This is a genomic window from Bradyrhizobium sp. SZCCHNR1017, from assembly GCF_032381375.1.
Lineage (GTDB): Bacteria > Pseudomonadota > Alphaproteobacteria > Rhizobiales > Xanthobacteraceae > Bradyrhizobium.
Map to the genome: position 1 here is coordinate 510,801 of NZ_JAUHIR010000001.1, position 13,343 is coordinate 524,143.

The 13,343-nt window shown below is 65.7% G+C and carries 12 protein-coding genes; 7 read left to right on the plus strand and 5 right to left on the minus strand.

The window, feature by feature from the left end:
• The first annotated feature begins 51 nt into the window (after positions 1-51).
• On the plus strand, positions 52-1,026 hold the full coding sequence (locus tag QW863_RS02500; protein ID WP_315711992.1) for a quinone oxidoreductase: 975 nt from the start codon (positions 52-54) through the stop codon (positions 1,024-1,026).
• On the opposite strand, the gene QW863_RS02505 is transcribed toward QW863_RS02500, so the two are convergent.
• The 3 genes from QW863_RS02505 to QW863_RS02515 form a co-directional block, all read right to left on the minus strand.
• Positions 1,016-1,804: a hypothetical protein gene (locus QW863_RS02505; RefSeq protein ID WP_315711991.1), complete on the minus strand. Its 789-nt coding sequence runs from the start codon at positions 1,802-1,804 to the stop codon at positions 1,016-1,018. The genes QW863_RS02500 and QW863_RS02505 overlap by 11 nt on opposite strands.
• 122 nt (positions 1,805-1,926) lie before the next feature.
• The gene (locus tag QW863_RS02510) at positions 1,927-2,205 is read right to left on the minus strand and encodes a hypothetical protein (protein WP_315711990.1); all 279 of its coding nucleotides are present in this window, start codon (positions 2,203-2,205) and stop codon (positions 1,927-1,929) included.
• A 299-nt stretch (positions 2,206-2,504) separates the two neighbouring features.
• A complete protein-coding gene (locus QW863_RS02515) occupies positions 2,505-3,701 on the minus strand; it encodes an acetylornithine transaminase (RefSeq protein ID WP_315711989.1) in 1,197 nt (398 codons plus the stop codon).
• Positions 3,702-4,121: 420 nt separating this feature from the next.
• Between QW863_RS02515 and QW863_RS02520 the strand changes: the two genes are divergently transcribed.
• Entirely contained in the window at positions 4,122-5,243 is a 1,122-nt protein-coding gene (locus QW863_RS02520) for a DUF2336 domain-containing protein (RefSeq protein ID WP_315711988.1), read from the plus strand.
• A 92-nt stretch (positions 5,244-5,335) separates the two neighbouring features.
• Here the strand turns inward: QW863_RS02520 and rimO are convergent, their stop codons facing one another.
• The gene (gene rimO / locus QW863_RS02525) at positions 5,336-6,661 is read right to left on the minus strand and encodes a 30S ribosomal protein S12 methylthiotransferase RimO (protein WP_315711986.1); all 1,326 of its coding nucleotides are present in this window, start codon (positions 6,659-6,661) and stop codon (positions 5,336-5,338) included.
• Between the two features lie 113 nt (positions 6,662-6,774).
• Here rimO and QW863_RS02530 point away from each other — a divergent pair, with 113 nt between their 5' ends.
• The 5 genes from QW863_RS02530 (at position 6,775) to QW863_RS02550 (ending at position 12,558) form a co-directional block, all read left to right on the plus strand.
• Positions 6,775-7,365: an ANTAR domain-containing response regulator gene (locus tag QW863_RS02530; protein WP_008965342.1), complete on the plus strand. Its 591-nt coding sequence runs from the start codon at positions 6,775-6,777 to the stop codon at positions 7,363-7,365.
• Positions 7,362-8,516 carry a CmpA/NrtA family ABC transporter substrate-binding protein gene (locus tag QW863_RS02535; RefSeq protein ID WP_315711984.1) on the plus strand — a complete coding sequence of 385 codons (1,155 nt, stop codon included), beginning with the start codon at positions 7,362-7,364 and terminating at the stop codon, positions 8,514-8,516. The genes QW863_RS02530 and QW863_RS02535 overlap by 4 nt, the downstream gene beginning before the upstream one ends.
• A 345-nt stretch (positions 8,517-8,861) precedes the next feature.
• Positions 8,862-10,652 (plus strand): NirA family protein, encoded by a 1,791-nt coding sequence (locus QW863_RS02540; protein ID WP_315711983.1) that lies wholly within the window; start codon positions 8,862-8,864, stop codon positions 10,650-10,652.
• Complete coding sequence (locus QW863_RS02545; RefSeq protein WP_315711982.1) at positions 10,649-12,250, plus strand: sulfite reductase subunit alpha; 1,602 nt, start codon at positions 10,649-10,651, stop codon at positions 12,248-12,250. Before QW863_RS02540 ends, QW863_RS02545 begins: the two co-directional genes overlap by 4 nt.
• Before the next feature lie 158 nt (positions 12,251-12,408).
• The gene (locus QW863_RS02550) at positions 12,409-12,558 is read left to right on the plus strand and encodes a hypothetical protein (RefSeq protein WP_315711980.1); all 150 of its coding nucleotides are present in this window, start codon (positions 12,409-12,411) and stop codon (positions 12,556-12,558) included.
• Positions 12,559-12,564: 6 nt separating this feature from the next.
• Here QW863_RS02550 and QW863_RS02555 read toward each other — a convergent pair whose 3' ends face one another.
• The gene (locus QW863_RS02555; protein ID WP_315711978.1) at positions 12,565-13,332 is read right to left on the minus strand and encodes a 5-oxoprolinase subunit PxpA; all 768 of its coding nucleotides are present in this window, start codon (positions 13,330-13,332) and stop codon (positions 12,565-12,567) included.
• Between the last annotated feature and the right edge of the window lie 11 nt (positions 13,333-13,343).

A 13,343-nucleotide genomic window follows, 5' to 3' on the forward strand; every position in this document is an offset into this window, starting at 1 on the left:
TCGCCGGAATCCCGGACGCGGCGATGGAGAGTCCGAAGGGGAGATGGCGGGATGGTCAAGGCGGTGCGCGTGCACAAGGTGGGAGGCCCCGAAGCGCTCGTCTATGAGCCGGTTGATCTCGTCGCGCCCGGCCCCGGCGAGGTCCGCATCCGCCAGCACGCGATCGGCCTCAACTTCATCGACGTGTACTATCGCACCGGACTGTACAAGGCGCCCGGCCTGCCGTTCATCGCCGGCAACGAGGCGGCAGGCGAGGTGATCGCCGTGGGGCCGGGCGTCACGCATTTCCATCCCGGCGACCGCGTCGCGTATTATGAGAACCTCGGCGGCTATGCCACCGAGCGCAACATCGGCTGGCAGCGGCTGGTCAAGCTGCCCGACCACATCACCTATGAGCAGGGCGCGGTGCTGATGCTCAAGGGGCTGACGGTCTGGTACCTGCTGCACAAGACCTTCAAGGTCGAGCCGCACCATCGCGTCCTGATCCACGCCGCCGCGGGCGGCATCGGCCTGCTGGCCTGCCAGTGGGCGCGCGCGCTCGGCGCGCACGTCATCGGCACCGTCGGCTCCACAGCGAAGGCGGATCTGGCGCTGGCCAATGGCTGCGACCACGTCATCCTCTACAACGAGGAGGACTTCGTCGCGCGGGTCAAGCAGATCAGCCGCAGCGAATTGTGCGACGTGGTCTATGACGGCGTCGGCAAGTCGACCTTCCCCGGCTCCTTGTCCTGCCTGAAGCCGCGCGGTTTGTTCGTTAGCTTCGGCAATGCCTCGGGTCCGGTGCCGCCATTCTCGATCGCCGAGCTCAACAGTCACGGCTCTCTATTCGCGACCCGGCCGAAGCTCAACGACTACATCGGCAAACGGTCCGAGCTGCTGGAGGGCGCCGACACGCTGTTCTCGGCGGTGATCAGCGGCAAGCTGCACGTGCAGATCAATCACGCCTATGCGCTGAAGGATGCGGGCCGGGCGCACGCCGATCTCGAAAGCCGCGTCACGACCGGGGCCTCGATCCTCAAGCCATAGGAGATTGGCGACCTGGCTCTGCCTCTGGAACCTCGTCCCGGATCGAAGCGTCACCCGCCGCCGAGCTCCAGAGCACCGCGTCCGTCTGCGCTGCCGTCGTCGACGCCTCGATCCGCGCCGGCGCGAGGCTGTCCTGTCCGTCGCGCCAGGCGCGCTCGCGCTCGGGGGCGTCGAGCGCCAGAACGAGACCCTGGTTGAGCTCATAGAGGCCAGAGGCGAGCCCCGCAGCACCGAGCGCGTCCCTGAGCGAATCCTGCACCAGGGCGCGCAGCGCGACGTGTGGCGCCGAGACCGGCACGTCCACCTCGCGGCCGGCCATGGCCTGCGCGCAGGCGCGCCGGTCGAACGAGGCATGGCCGCGGCAGGCGAGCGGACGCGCGGGATGGATGATGCAGCCGCCGCGCACGACGAATGGGCAAGGCTGGCGCAGCTTCATTCGCTCGGTCTCGCTCAGGCCACGCGTCGCGCGGTTGGCGAGCTTGATCCGGCGTGACAGCGAGCCGAGCGCGGTTGCCGGCATGCGCTGATCGATCTGCCGGGCGTAGCGCGCGAGCAGGAAGATCTCCGGTGCCGTCGCGGTCACGCGCAGCGCGCAACAGGAGGGGCAGCCCTTGGCGCAGGCGAGGGTGGGCAGATGCGCCGTCTGGGCATCGATGTTGGCTTCGAACAGATCGAAGGCGCGGTCGGCGAGCATGTCTGCCAGGTTCTGCGAGGCCAGCCCGGACGCCAGCAGCGCGTTGAAGACCCGTCGCAGTCCGTTGAAAGCCGCTTCGCTCAATGTTGTCCTCCGACGCGCGCACGGACCAAAACGCCAGCGACCGCGGCGCACCCGGCGCACCGCGGTCGACAGGGATGAGGCAGAGAGGACGCTCGCGGCCTCATCCGGAGAGAGAGCCGACGTCAGGCAGCAACGCCCTTCAGGATCGCCTCGAAACAGGGGCGGGGGATGCGGAAGAAGCCGCGGCCGCCGGCGAAGGTCTGATAATGCGGACGCGCCATGTCGAGCAGGCGCTCATACCATTCATTGGCGGTCAGGCTGGCGGGCTTCTCGCCGATCGAGTTGATGTCCGAGTTCGGGAAGAAGCGAACGTGGATCAGCACCTCTTCGGTCGCGGCCAGGGCGATTTGGCTGCCGCTGTCTTCGACCGGCAACGCCCGAGCCAGATTGTCTCTCGCCATTCTTACATCTCCTCTATCGTGCCGACCTCGTTGTCGGCGGATGATCATCAGCTTGGTCCCGGCAAGCCTCTTTCCTCCGAGCTGATCACATCCCGTACAACGCTATATCAGTAGAGATATAACGTAAGTCATCGGATCGCAGGTGTTTGGCGCGATCAGGATCGTTGTTCAGAGGGACGGCTGTCCTTGATCCAGGTCAAATGGCGGCGAGCCCGACCTCGATGTTTGTGCCTCATCTGTAGGCAGCGGGACGCAGGCTTCGCATATGGCACGGAGCCTGCGTCCCGAACGGCATTCGATCAGGCGACGCAGCGCGCGGCGCCGACCTTGGTCAGGATTCCGTCCAGCGTGTCGATCATCGCCGCGATGTCATCGCGAGTCACATTGAGGGCCGGCATGAAGCGCAGCGCATCCGGACGCGGCGCGTTCAGCAGCAGGCCGAGCTCGAAGGCATGCGCGACGATCGCCGGCGCGATCGGCCTGATCACGTCGAGCGCAAGCAACAGACCACGGCCGCGCACTTCGCCCAGGCCGTGCCTTGCCGAGATGCGCTGCAACTCGCTCTCCAGATAGATCCCGTTGTCCGTGACAGCCTTCAGAAACTCCGGCTTCTCGATGACGTCGAGCACGGCGAGTCCCGCCGCACACATCAGCGGATTGCCGTTGAAGGTACCGCCCTGATCGCCATGCTCGAAGCAAGACGCCGCTTCGGTCGCCAGCAGGGCGGCGAGCGGAACGCCGCCGCCGATGCCCTTGCCCAAGGTCATGATGTCCGGGAGGACGTCGGCGTGCTCATAGCCGAACAGCTTTCCGGTGCGGCCCATGCCGGTCTGGATCTCGTCGACGATCAGCAGCAGCCCGTGCCTGGTGGTCAGCGCCCGCAACTGCTGCAGGAAACTGTCCGTCGCGGGCCACACGCCGGCCTCGCCCTGGATCGGCTCGAGCATGATCGCCACCGTCTTGTCGGAGATCAGGGCCTCGACCGAGGCGATGTCGTTCAGGCGTGCCTTTGGAAAGCCCGGGACCTTGGGCTCGAACAGCGGCTCGAACGCCTTCTTGCCAGAAGCCGACATCGTCGCCAGCGTGCGGCCGTGGAAGCCGCCCTCGAAGGTGATGATCTCATACGCGCCGTTCTTGCGCAGAGCGCCGTATTTGCGCGCGAGCTTGATGGCGCCTTCATTGGCTTCGGCGCCCGAATTGGTGAAGAACACCTGGTCGAAGCACGAGCGGTCGACGAGTGCCTTGGCGAACTGCAGGCTGGTGTCGTTGAAATACGCTGGGCTCGGCGTGATCAGGCGCGCCGCCTGGCTGGCGAGCGCGCTGGCCAGCTCCGGCGGCGCATGGCCGAGCGAGTTCACGGCCCAGCCCTGGATGAAGTCCAGATAGCGCTTGCCGTAGTCGTCCCATAGCCAGGAGCCCTTGCCCTGAACGAAGACGGTGTGCGGACGCGCCGTGATCTCCATCAGAGCGTCGTAGGGATGGGAGGCGGTCAGCATGTGCAATCTCCTGTGCTCAGGGGGGAAACGGTGGGCCAAAAAGCGAGAAGGCCGCTCCTTTGCGGGAGCGGCCTTCTCGAAAACCTGGAGCTGATGAGCTAGCTGATCAGCAACGTCTTCGGACATGGCGCGCCCCGGCATCGTCACGGCGGTGACGACGGCAAACGGCGGCGCGGCGGTTGGTCCGGTTGAAGATCATGCGGCGGCCATACAGGCAAATCGCAACCGGTGTCAAGATGCCGGCCTGCAGGGTGCAATACGGGCCGCCGCTCCGGGAAGCGGCGAGGGAAGCGCCGGCCGGCGCGAAGGCCGCACGATCCAATCTCGGGTCTCGCGCTTTAGTGACAACTTTACCAAACATTTAGCGGCTGCGTTTACTTTGCCGGCCAGCTTGAAAATGCAAGCTGCTCAGGATGAGCGATGTCGAACCCCCATCTCACGATCGCCGAAGAAGTGCAGGCGGCCATAGCCACCGGCTCAGCCGACCGCTGCTCCGGCGTGGCCGAGCGAGTCGCCTCCCTGTTCGTCGCCTCCGCCGGCAGCCTGGATATCGAGCAGCACGCGCTGTTTGCCGACGTCTTCGAGCGTCTCGTCAACACCATCGAGCTGCGCGCGCTGGCCGACGTCGGTGCCCGGATCGCACTCGCCGAACTCAGCGCCCAGCTTGCCCCGATCCCGCAGGCGCCGGCTGGCGTGATCCGGCGGCTGGCTCATCATGACGACATCGCCGTCGCGGGGCCGGTGCTTTCGGAATCGCCGCGGCTGAGCAGCGAGGATCTGATCGAGATCGCGCAGACGCGCAGCGAGAAGCACCTGGTGGCGATCGCCGGGCGCTGGTGGCTGCAGGAGATCGTCACCGATGCGCTGCTCGCGCGACGCTATCCGAGCGTGAGCCGGCAACTGATGAAGAATCCCGGTGCGCGGGTGTCTCCCGCCGGATTTGCCGCCATCGTGGCGCAAGCGGCTGGAGATGCGGAGCTCACGGTCGCGGCCGGCATCCGCGCCGATCTGCCGGCAGCCTTGCGCAGGACCCTGTTGCAGCGCGCGACGGAGGCGGTGAGGGTGCGCCTGCTCGCCTCGGCGCCGCCGCATCTCTACGAGGAAATCCGCAGCGCCATTTCAGCGGCCACGCTCGACGCCGAGCGCGATATGTCACGAAACCGCGACGGCGGCAGCGCCAAGGCGGCGATCGGCCAACTCAAACAGGGCGGAAAGCTCACCGAGGCCGAGTTGCTCGAATTTGCCCGCCAGCGGCGCTACGGCGAGACGATCGCGGCCATCGCGGAGCTCGCGAAATGCAGTATCGAGCTGGTACGGCCGCTGATGCAGAGCCTGCGCAGCGACGGCATTCTCGTGCCGTGCAAGGCCGCTGGACTGAGCTGGGTCACGGTTGCCGCGATCCTCGATAGCCGGTTCGTTTCAGGTGCAACGCCTCCCGACGAGCTGACCAAGCTCAAGAACAAATATCTCGAACTGAAGCAGGACGAGGCGCTTCGCCTGCTGAATCTCTGGTCGGTTCGCACCACGGGCTCCTCGCACTGAGGGGCGGTCCGCAGGTCCAGGACTCATTTACACGCCCGTCTGCGATTCCCCGCGAGTTCCCGGCGGGTGGCCCGAGACGCGACAGAGCCGCGCTAGAACCCAGCGACCGTGCCGTGCAGGTCGTATTCGTCGGCACGCTCGATCTTGACCGTGACGATCTCGCCGACACGCAACGGCCGCCGGCTGGACAGATAAACGGCGCCATCGATGTCGGGGGCATCAGCCTTGGTGCGGCCCTTGGCGACGCTTGGCCCGACCTCGTCGATGATCACCTGCTGACGCGTTCCAACCTTGCGCTTGAGCCGGCGTGCCGAGATCTTCTGCTGGCGAGCCATCAGGGCGTCCCAGCGCTCCTGCTTGACCGCGTCCGGGACCTGGTCGGGTAGGGCGTTGGAGGTCGCGCCGGCCACAGGCTCGTATTTGAAGCATCCGAGCCGATCGATCTCGGCCTCATCCAGCCAGTCCAGCAGATAGGCGAAATCGGCGTCCGTCTCTCCGGGGAAGCCGACGATGAAGGTCGAGCGCAGCGCGAGGTCGGGGCAGGTGGTCCGCCACGCCTTGATCCGGTCCAGCGTCTTGTCCTGCGCCGCCGGGCGGCGCATCGCCTTCAGGACCTTCGGGCTGGCATGTTGGAACGGGATGTCGAGATACGGCAATATTTTACCGTCAGCCATGAGGCCGATCACCTCGTCGACATGCGGGTAGGGGTAGACGTAATGCAGCCGGACCCAGGCGCCGAGCTCGCCGAGCTCGCGCGCCAGATCGAGGAAGCGAGCCCGGACGCTGCGGTCCTTCCAGGCGCTTTCGGCATATTTCAGGTCCAGCCCATAGGCCGAGGTGTCCTGCGAAATGACCAGGAGCTCCTTGACCCCGGCCGCGACCAGCCGCTCGGCCTCGCGCAGCACGTCGGCTGCGGGGCGCGACACCAGATCGCCACGCAGCTTCGGGATGATGCAGAAGGTGCAGCGGTTGTTGCAACCTTCGGAGATCTTCAGATAGGCGTAGTGCCGGGGCGTGAGCTTGATGCCCTGCGGAGGAACCAGGTCGAGATGAGGGTTGTGCGCAGGCGGCGATGCGCGGTGGACGGCGTCCAGCACACTCTCGTACTGCTGCGGGCCGGTGATCGACAGCACGCCGGGATAGGCCTGCTCGATCTGCTCCGGCTCGGCGCCCATGCAGCCGGTCACGATGACCTTGCCGTTCTCGGCCATGGCCGAGCCGATCGCCGACAGGGATTCCTGTTTGGCGCTGTCGAGGAACCCGCAGGTGTTGACGATGACGACGTCGGCGCCGTCATGCTTCCGGGCAAGCTCGTAGCCCTCGGCGCGAAGGCGCGTGATGATGCGCTCGGAATCGACCAAGGCCTTGGGACATCCGAGCGAAACAAAGCTGATCTTGGGCGCCGAACCCTGCTGCATCTTGGAACTGCCTGATGAGATAGGCGTCAGCTAGTCCGAATTGCCCAGAAAGACAAGGCTTTGACGCGGCCACGTCCATGCTATGGGTGAGGGCCCGGACAACCTGGTGATCGATGAGCGCCGAGCAATCGCCTAAAATCGTGATCGTTGACGAAAGCCCGATCCGCGCGGCCATCCTCGAGGAAGGCTTGCGGGAAGCGGGCTTTACCGGCGTCGTGCATGTCAGCGAGATGCAGGGTCTCCTGGCGCGCATCTATGCCCTCGATCCGGACGTCATCGTCATCGACCTGGAGAACCCGAGCCGCGACGTGCTGGAGCAGATGTTCCAGGTCAGTCGCGCCGTCCGCCGGCCGATCGCAATGTTCGTGGACCAGAGCGACGCGGCTTCGATCCAGGCCTCGGTGGAGGCGGGCGTCTCCGCCTACATCGTCGACGGCCTGAAGAAGGAGCGGATCAAGCCGATCCTCGATCTCTGCATCTCCCGCTTCAATGCGTTCTCCAAGCTTCAGGACGAGCTCGAGCGCACCAAGTCCGCGCTCGAAGACCGCAAGGTGATCGACCGCGCCAAGGGCATTCTGATGAAGATGAAGGGCTTCACCGAAGAGGAAGCCTATGTGCTGTTGCGCTCCACAGCGATGCGCGAAAAGAAGAAGATCGGCGAGATCGCGCAATCGATCCTGACCGCCTCGGAGATGTTGAAATGACCGGCCCGCTTCGCATTGGCTTCATCCCGCTGGTCGATGCCGCCGCGTTGATCGTCGCAGTCGACAACGGCTTCACCGCGGCTGAAGGTCTCGATGTCACGCTGGTCCGCGAAGTGTCATGGTCGAACGTGCGCGACAAGCTCAACATCGGCCTGTTCCACGCGGCGCATCTGCTGGCTCCCGTCGCCATTGCGTCGAGCCTGGGCATCGGCCATGTCAAGGTGCCGATCGTGGCTCCCTTCAATCTCGGAGTGAATGGCAACGCGATCACCGTGACGCCAGCGCTGCATGCGGCGATCATGGCCCACCTCGAGGGTGATCGTTTCGACCCGATGGCGACGGCGCTGGCGCTGGCGCGCGTCGTCGCTGAACGGCGCAAGGCCGGCGCCGAGCCGCTGACGTTCGGCATGACGTTCCCATTCTCGACCCACAACTATCAGTTGCGGTTCTGGATGGCCGCAGGCGGTGTCGACCCCGATGAGGACGTCCGTCTCGTGGTGCTGCCGCCGCCCTACATGGTGGAGAGCATCGCCAACGGTCACGTCGACGCGTTCTGCGTCGGAGCACCGTGGAACTCGATCGCGGTCGATCTCGGCATCGGCCATATTCTCCACTTCGTGTCTGACGTGCTGGTGCGCGCGGCCGAAAAGGTGCTGGCGGTCAGGCAGAGCTGGGCTGACAAGAATCCCGACGCCCTCGCCGGCCTGGTCCGCGCCTGCGCCAAGGCCGCCGAATTCATCGAGCAGAACCACGCAGAAGCCGCGCGTATCCTAGCCCAGCCGGAGCGGATCGGCGTCAATGCGGAGGTGCTCCAGCGCACGCTGGACGGCCGCCTCAAGATCTCGCCGGACGGCACCTTCCGCGAAAGCTCGCGCTATCTGCTGGTGGGCCGGGAAGAGGCGGGACGGCCCGAGAAGATCCAGGCGGCCTGGCTCTATGCCCAGATGGTGCGGTGGGGCCAGACTCCCCTCAGCACTGAAGCCCTGGGCACCGCCATGGGCGTGTTCCGGCCGGACATCTACGACGCGGCGATGGGCACGGCCGCGGTCGGCACGGATGGCGCCATCGGCGCCTTCGCCGGTCCGCCTTTCGCGGCGGACGACGTGATCGGCCACCTCAAGGCCTTCAAGATCGGCCGCTGGACGGCCTGAGTCTTCCACTCAGTACTTAATTTGGGCAACTCGCTCCGCCGATCAAGTTTTGGGCGAAGTGCCCGCATTTGAGGGCTTGAGCCTGCCAGCGCGGGTTCGCCGATTCGAGCAGCCCTCTGAATTCTCTTACATTTCCTGCTTGTCCCGGCTGGCACGCAATTTGAATATTGCAGTGCAGTCAGCCGCCACAGATGCCGCTGACTGCAGTCCATTATCGGATTTCCGCAGCAACGAAGCTGGTCGGATCGCTCATTTGAACCGCGCCCCATCGGCCGTTCGACGACGCGATCCTCGTCCCATCCGCAAACGCCATTCGTCCTGGCCGCTGGAGCTTCGTCCGCCATCATGAAAATCGAACCCTTGTCAGTCGACTTCAACGACGAGCAGAAGCGCTACCTCGAGGGGTTCGCCGCCGGCCTCAAGGTCACGCTCCCCGGCCGCGGGCAGGCTGCTGCGACGACGGCTGCCGAGCCGACCGGGCCCGACGCCATTCACATCAAGGCGCAGGACAAGGTCATCGCATCCGGGCGCAAGCTCGCCGACCAGGAGAAGGTCAAGCGCGAGCTGCACCCGTTCGATGCCTATGAGCGGCTGAAGGAGCAGGCCCGCAGCAATGCTGCGCCGTCCGCGGCGGACAATTTCCGCTGGCGCTATTACGGCCTGTTCCATGTCGCGCCGGCGCAGGACTCCTACATGTGCCGCCTGCGCATTCCCAACGGCGTGATGAAGCATTGGCAGCTCGCGGGGCTTGCCGACCTCGCCGACCGGCTCTGCGGTCCCTATAGCCACGTCACGACGCGCGCCAATTTGCAGCTACGCGAGATCCCGCCCAAGCATGCCGTGATGCTGCTGGAAGGTCTGTCGGATCTCGGCCTCACCGCGCGCGGCTCCGGCGCCGACAACATCCGCAACGTGACGGGAACGCCGACCGCCGGCATCGATCCGCAGGAGCTGCTGGACACGCGGCCCTATGCCCGCGAGTGGCACTTCCACATCCTCAACGACCGCTCGCTGTACGGCCTGCCGCGCAAGTTCAATGTCGCCTTCGACGGCGCCGGTCGGATCGCGGCGCTCGAGGACACCAACGACATCGCGTTCTCGGCGGTTGAGGTGAAGGACGGATTCGGCGTTGCGCCGGGCGTGTGGTTCAAGCTCGGCCTCGGCGGCATCACCGGCCACAAGGATTTCGCCAAGCCGACCGGGATCATCGTCGAGCCGGAGCGGGCGACCGAGGTGGCCGACGCCGTCGTGCGGCTGTTCATCGAGACCGGAGATCGCACCAATCGCCTCAAGGCGCGGCTCAAATATGTGCTCGACAGCATGGGCCACGACAAGTTCATGGAAGCCGTCGAGGCCAGGCTCGGCCGCAAGCTCACGCGCGTGCCGGACGAGGCGCTCAATCCGCGTCCCGATTCGGACCGGATGGCCCATATCGGCGTGCACAAGCAGAAGCAGCAGGGGCTGAACTGGATCGGCGTCGTGCTGCCGCTGGGCAAGCTGACCACGGATCAGATGCGTGCGCTCGCGAAGATCGCAGCCGATCTCGGCGACGGCGAGATCCGGCTCACGGTCTGGCAGAACCTGCTGCTCTCGGGCGTTCCCGACGACAAGGTCGCGCTGGCCTGCGCCGCAGTCGAGCAGATCGGACTGTCGGTCAAGGCTTCGTACATCCGCGCCGGACTGATCGCCTGCACCGGCAACGCCGGCTGCAAGTTCGCAGCATCCAACACCAAGAAACATGCGGCCGAGATCGGCGACTGGTGCGAGAGCAGGGTGGACGTCGACACGCCGCTGAACATCCATCTCACCGGCTGTCATCACTCCTGCGCCCAGCACTACATCAGCGACATCGGCATGATCGCGGCAAAGGTGCCGGTTGGTGACGGCGATGAAACGGTCGAAGGCTATCATCTGTTCGCCGGCGGCGGCTTCGGCCCGCAGGCCGACATCGGCCGCGAGGTCTATCGTGACCTCAAGGCGGCGGATGCGCCTGTAACCGTCGAGAAGCTGCTCAAGGCCTATCTCGCCCATCGCGCCTCGCCCGAGGAGACCTTCCTGTCGTTCGCGCGCCGTCACGACGGCGAAGCGCTGCGCAATCTCGCCGAAGCCCAGATCTCGTCGGAGGTCTCAGCATGAACCAGATCACGCCCATGTCCAAGATCGAGATCATTCCTCCGACGGCGCCATTCTCCGAGGCGCAGCGCTCGTGGCTCAACGGTTTCCTGGCCGGAGCGTTCGGTCTCGGCGGCGCGACGGCATTGTCGCCGGCGCAGAACGGCGCCGTGCTCGCGCCCGCGGGCGACGGTGATGACGACGAGGCGCCATGGCACGATCAGACCATGCCGATCGGCGAGCGCATGAAGCTCGCCGAGGGCCGTCCGCTGCGCCGGCGCATGATGGCGGCCATGGCACAACAGGACTGCGGCCAATGCGGCTACAATTGCAGCGACTATTCGGATGCGATTGCCGATCGCAGCGAGGCGCGGCTCAACCTGTGCGTCCCCGGCGGCAAGGAAACCGCGCGGATGCTCAAGGCGCTCTACGAGGAGATCGACAAGGCTCCGGCCGCGGCCAAGCCCGCTGCGGCTGCGCCGGCCACGGTCTCCGTCGTCGTCAGCGAGCCCGGTCGCTCGCGCGACAATCCGGTCGAGGCGACGTTCCTGTCGCGGCGCCTGCTCAACAAGCCGGGCTCGGAGAAGGAGACCTGGCACATTGAGTTCGATCTCGGAGAGAGCGGGCTCGACTACGTCGTCGGTGATTCCTTCGGCATCTTCGCCAAGAACGATCTCGGCCTCGTCGATCAGATCATCGCATTGCTCGGCGCCTCGCACATGACCGAGGTGAACGGCAAGCCGCTGCGGCAGTGCCTGCTCGAGGACGTCTCGCTGGCGCCGGCGCCGGATTCGCTGTTCGAGCTGATCTCCTTCATCACCGGCGGCGCGACCCGCGAGAAGGCGCGGCAGCTGGCGCAGGGCGAGGATCCCGATGGCGACGCGGCGACGCTCGATGTGATGGCGGTGCTGCAGAAGTTCTCCGGCGTCCGGCCGCATCCCGAGGCCTTCGTCGAGGCGCTGGAGCCGCTGCAGCCGCGGCTCTACTCGATCTCGTCGTCGCACAATGCCACGCCCGGCAAGCTGTCGCTGACGGTCGACTGCGTCCGCTACGTCGTTGGCAAGCGCAAGCGGCTGGGACTTGCCTCGACCTTCCTGGCCGAGCGGATCAATCCCGGCGACAAGCTGCGCGTCTATGTGCAGAAGGCGCATGGCTTCGCGCTGCCGGCCGATCCGAAGACGCCGATCATCATGGTCGGCCCCGGCACCGGCGTTGCGCCGTTCCGCGCGTTCCTGCACGACCGCAGGGCGACCGGCGCACCGGGCAAGAACTGGTTGTTCTTCGGCCATCAGCGTAGCGACTGCGACTTCTTCTACGCCGACGAGCTCAACGCCATGAAGACCGCCGGCCTCTTGACGCGGCTGTCGCTGGCGTGGTCGCGCGACGGCGACAAGAAATTCTACGTCCAGGACCGCATGCGCGAGGTCGGCCGCGAGGTGTGGACCTGGCTCGCCGACGGCGCCCATCTCTACATCTGCGGCGACGCCAAGCGCATGGCCAAGGACGTCGAGCGCGCCCTGGTCGACATCGTCGCCCAGTTCGGCGCGCGTTCGACGGACGAGGCGGTGAGTTTCGTCGCGGACCTCAAGAAGAAGGGCCGGTTCCAGCTCGACGTCTACTGAGCTGGAACCGGCGGAGAATATTCTCGGTCGCAACATCGGCCGAGAATTTTTTGGTTCCAAGCGGACCCGAAACAGGGGGCTTGTCGTTATTTCGCCGGTTGCCTTGCACCCGGCCGCGGGAACGCTTTTCTCATGGCCGGAACTTCAGGAGACCGGCCATGCGCACGATATCGACGCCCCTGCGACAGATGCCCCAGGCCCGCGCCATTCGCGAACGCGGCGCAACCGTCGCGCTGGTTGCCTTCTACAGCGCGATGGCGCTGATTGCCGCGATCACCCTGGGCACGTCTTTCACGCATCCGTTCTGATTCTCATCACCTCTTGAACGGCGCGACCGTGATGGCGGCCGCGTCGAGCGCCTTGCGGACCTCCCGCGCAATCTCGACCGCGCCGGCGGTGTCGCCATGGATGCAGACGGTGTCGGTCCGCATCTTCATCACCTTGCCAGTCACCGAAATCACCGCGCCGTCCTGAACCATGCGCACCACACGATCGGCGATGACCTTGGGATCGTGCAGCACGGCGCCGGGCTTGCTGCGCGACACCAGGAGTCCATCGTCGCCATAGGCGCGATCGGCAAACACCTCGTGAGCCATCCTCAGATTGGCCTTCTCGCCAGCGGTCACCAGCTTGGAGTTGGCGAGCACGACGAAGATCAGGCTCGGATCGACGGCCTTGATCGCCTTGGCGATGGCGTTCGCCGTCATGTCGTCCTCGCAGGCGACATTGGACAGCGCGCCGTGTGCCTTCACATGCGTAACCTTGTGACCGGCCGCGGTGGCGATCGCCTGCAGGGCGCCGATCTGATAGGCAACGAGGTTCTCGATCTCCGATGATTTCAGCCCCGGCATCGGACGCCGACCGAAACCATGCAGATCGCGATAGCCGGGATGCGCGCCGACGCTGACGCCTTTGGCCTTCGCCATCTCGACCGTTCGCCGCATGATGTCAGCGTCACCGGCATGAAAGCCGCAGGCGACGTTGACCGATGTCGCCAGCTCGATCATGGCGGCGTCATTGCCCATTTCCCACGGGCCAAAACTCTCTCCGAGGTCGCAGTTCAGATCGACGGTGCTGGTCATGTCAGGGTCCG

Coding starts and splice junctions, on each gene's coding strand:
- QW863_RS02500 (WP_315711992.1), top strand. CDS start 52: ATGGTCAAGGCGGTGCGCGTGCACAAGGTGGGAGGCCCCGAAGCGCTC.
- QW863_RS02510 (WP_315711990.1), bottom strand. CDS start 2,205: ATGGCGAGAGACAATCTGGCTCGGGCGTTGCCGGTCGAAGACAGCGGC.
- QW863_RS02515 (WP_315711989.1), bottom strand. CDS start 3,701: ATGCTGACCGCCTCCCATCCCTACGACGCTCTGATGGAGATCACGGCG.
- QW863_RS02520 (WP_315711988.1), top strand. CDS start 4,122: ATGTCGAACCCCCATCTCACGATCGCCGAAGAAGTGCAGGCGGCCATA.
- rimO (WP_315711986.1), bottom strand. CDS start 6,661: ATGCAGCAGGGTTCGGCGCCCAAGATCAGCTTTGTTTCGCTCGGATGT.
- QW863_RS02530 (WP_008965342.1), top strand. CDS start 6,775: ATGAGCGCCGAGCAATCGCCTAAAATCGTGATCGTTGACGAAAGCCCG.
- QW863_RS02535 (WP_315711984.1), top strand. CDS start 7,362: ATGACCGGCCCGCTTCGCATTGGCTTCATCCCGCTGGTCGATGCCGCC.
- QW863_RS02540 (WP_315711983.1), top strand. CDS start 8,862: ATGAAAATCGAACCCTTGTCAGTCGACTTCAACGACGAGCAGAAGCGC.
- QW863_RS02545 (WP_315711982.1), top strand. CDS start 10,649: ATGAACCAGATCACGCCCATGTCCAAGATCGAGATCATTCCTCCGACG.
- QW863_RS02550 (WP_315711980.1), top strand. CDS start 12,409: ATGCGCACGATATCGACGCCCCTGCGACAGATGCCCCAGGCCCGCGCC.
- QW863_RS02555 (WP_315711978.1), bottom strand. CDS start 13,332: ATGACCAGCACCGTCGATCTGAACTGCGACCTCGGAGAGAGTTTTGGC.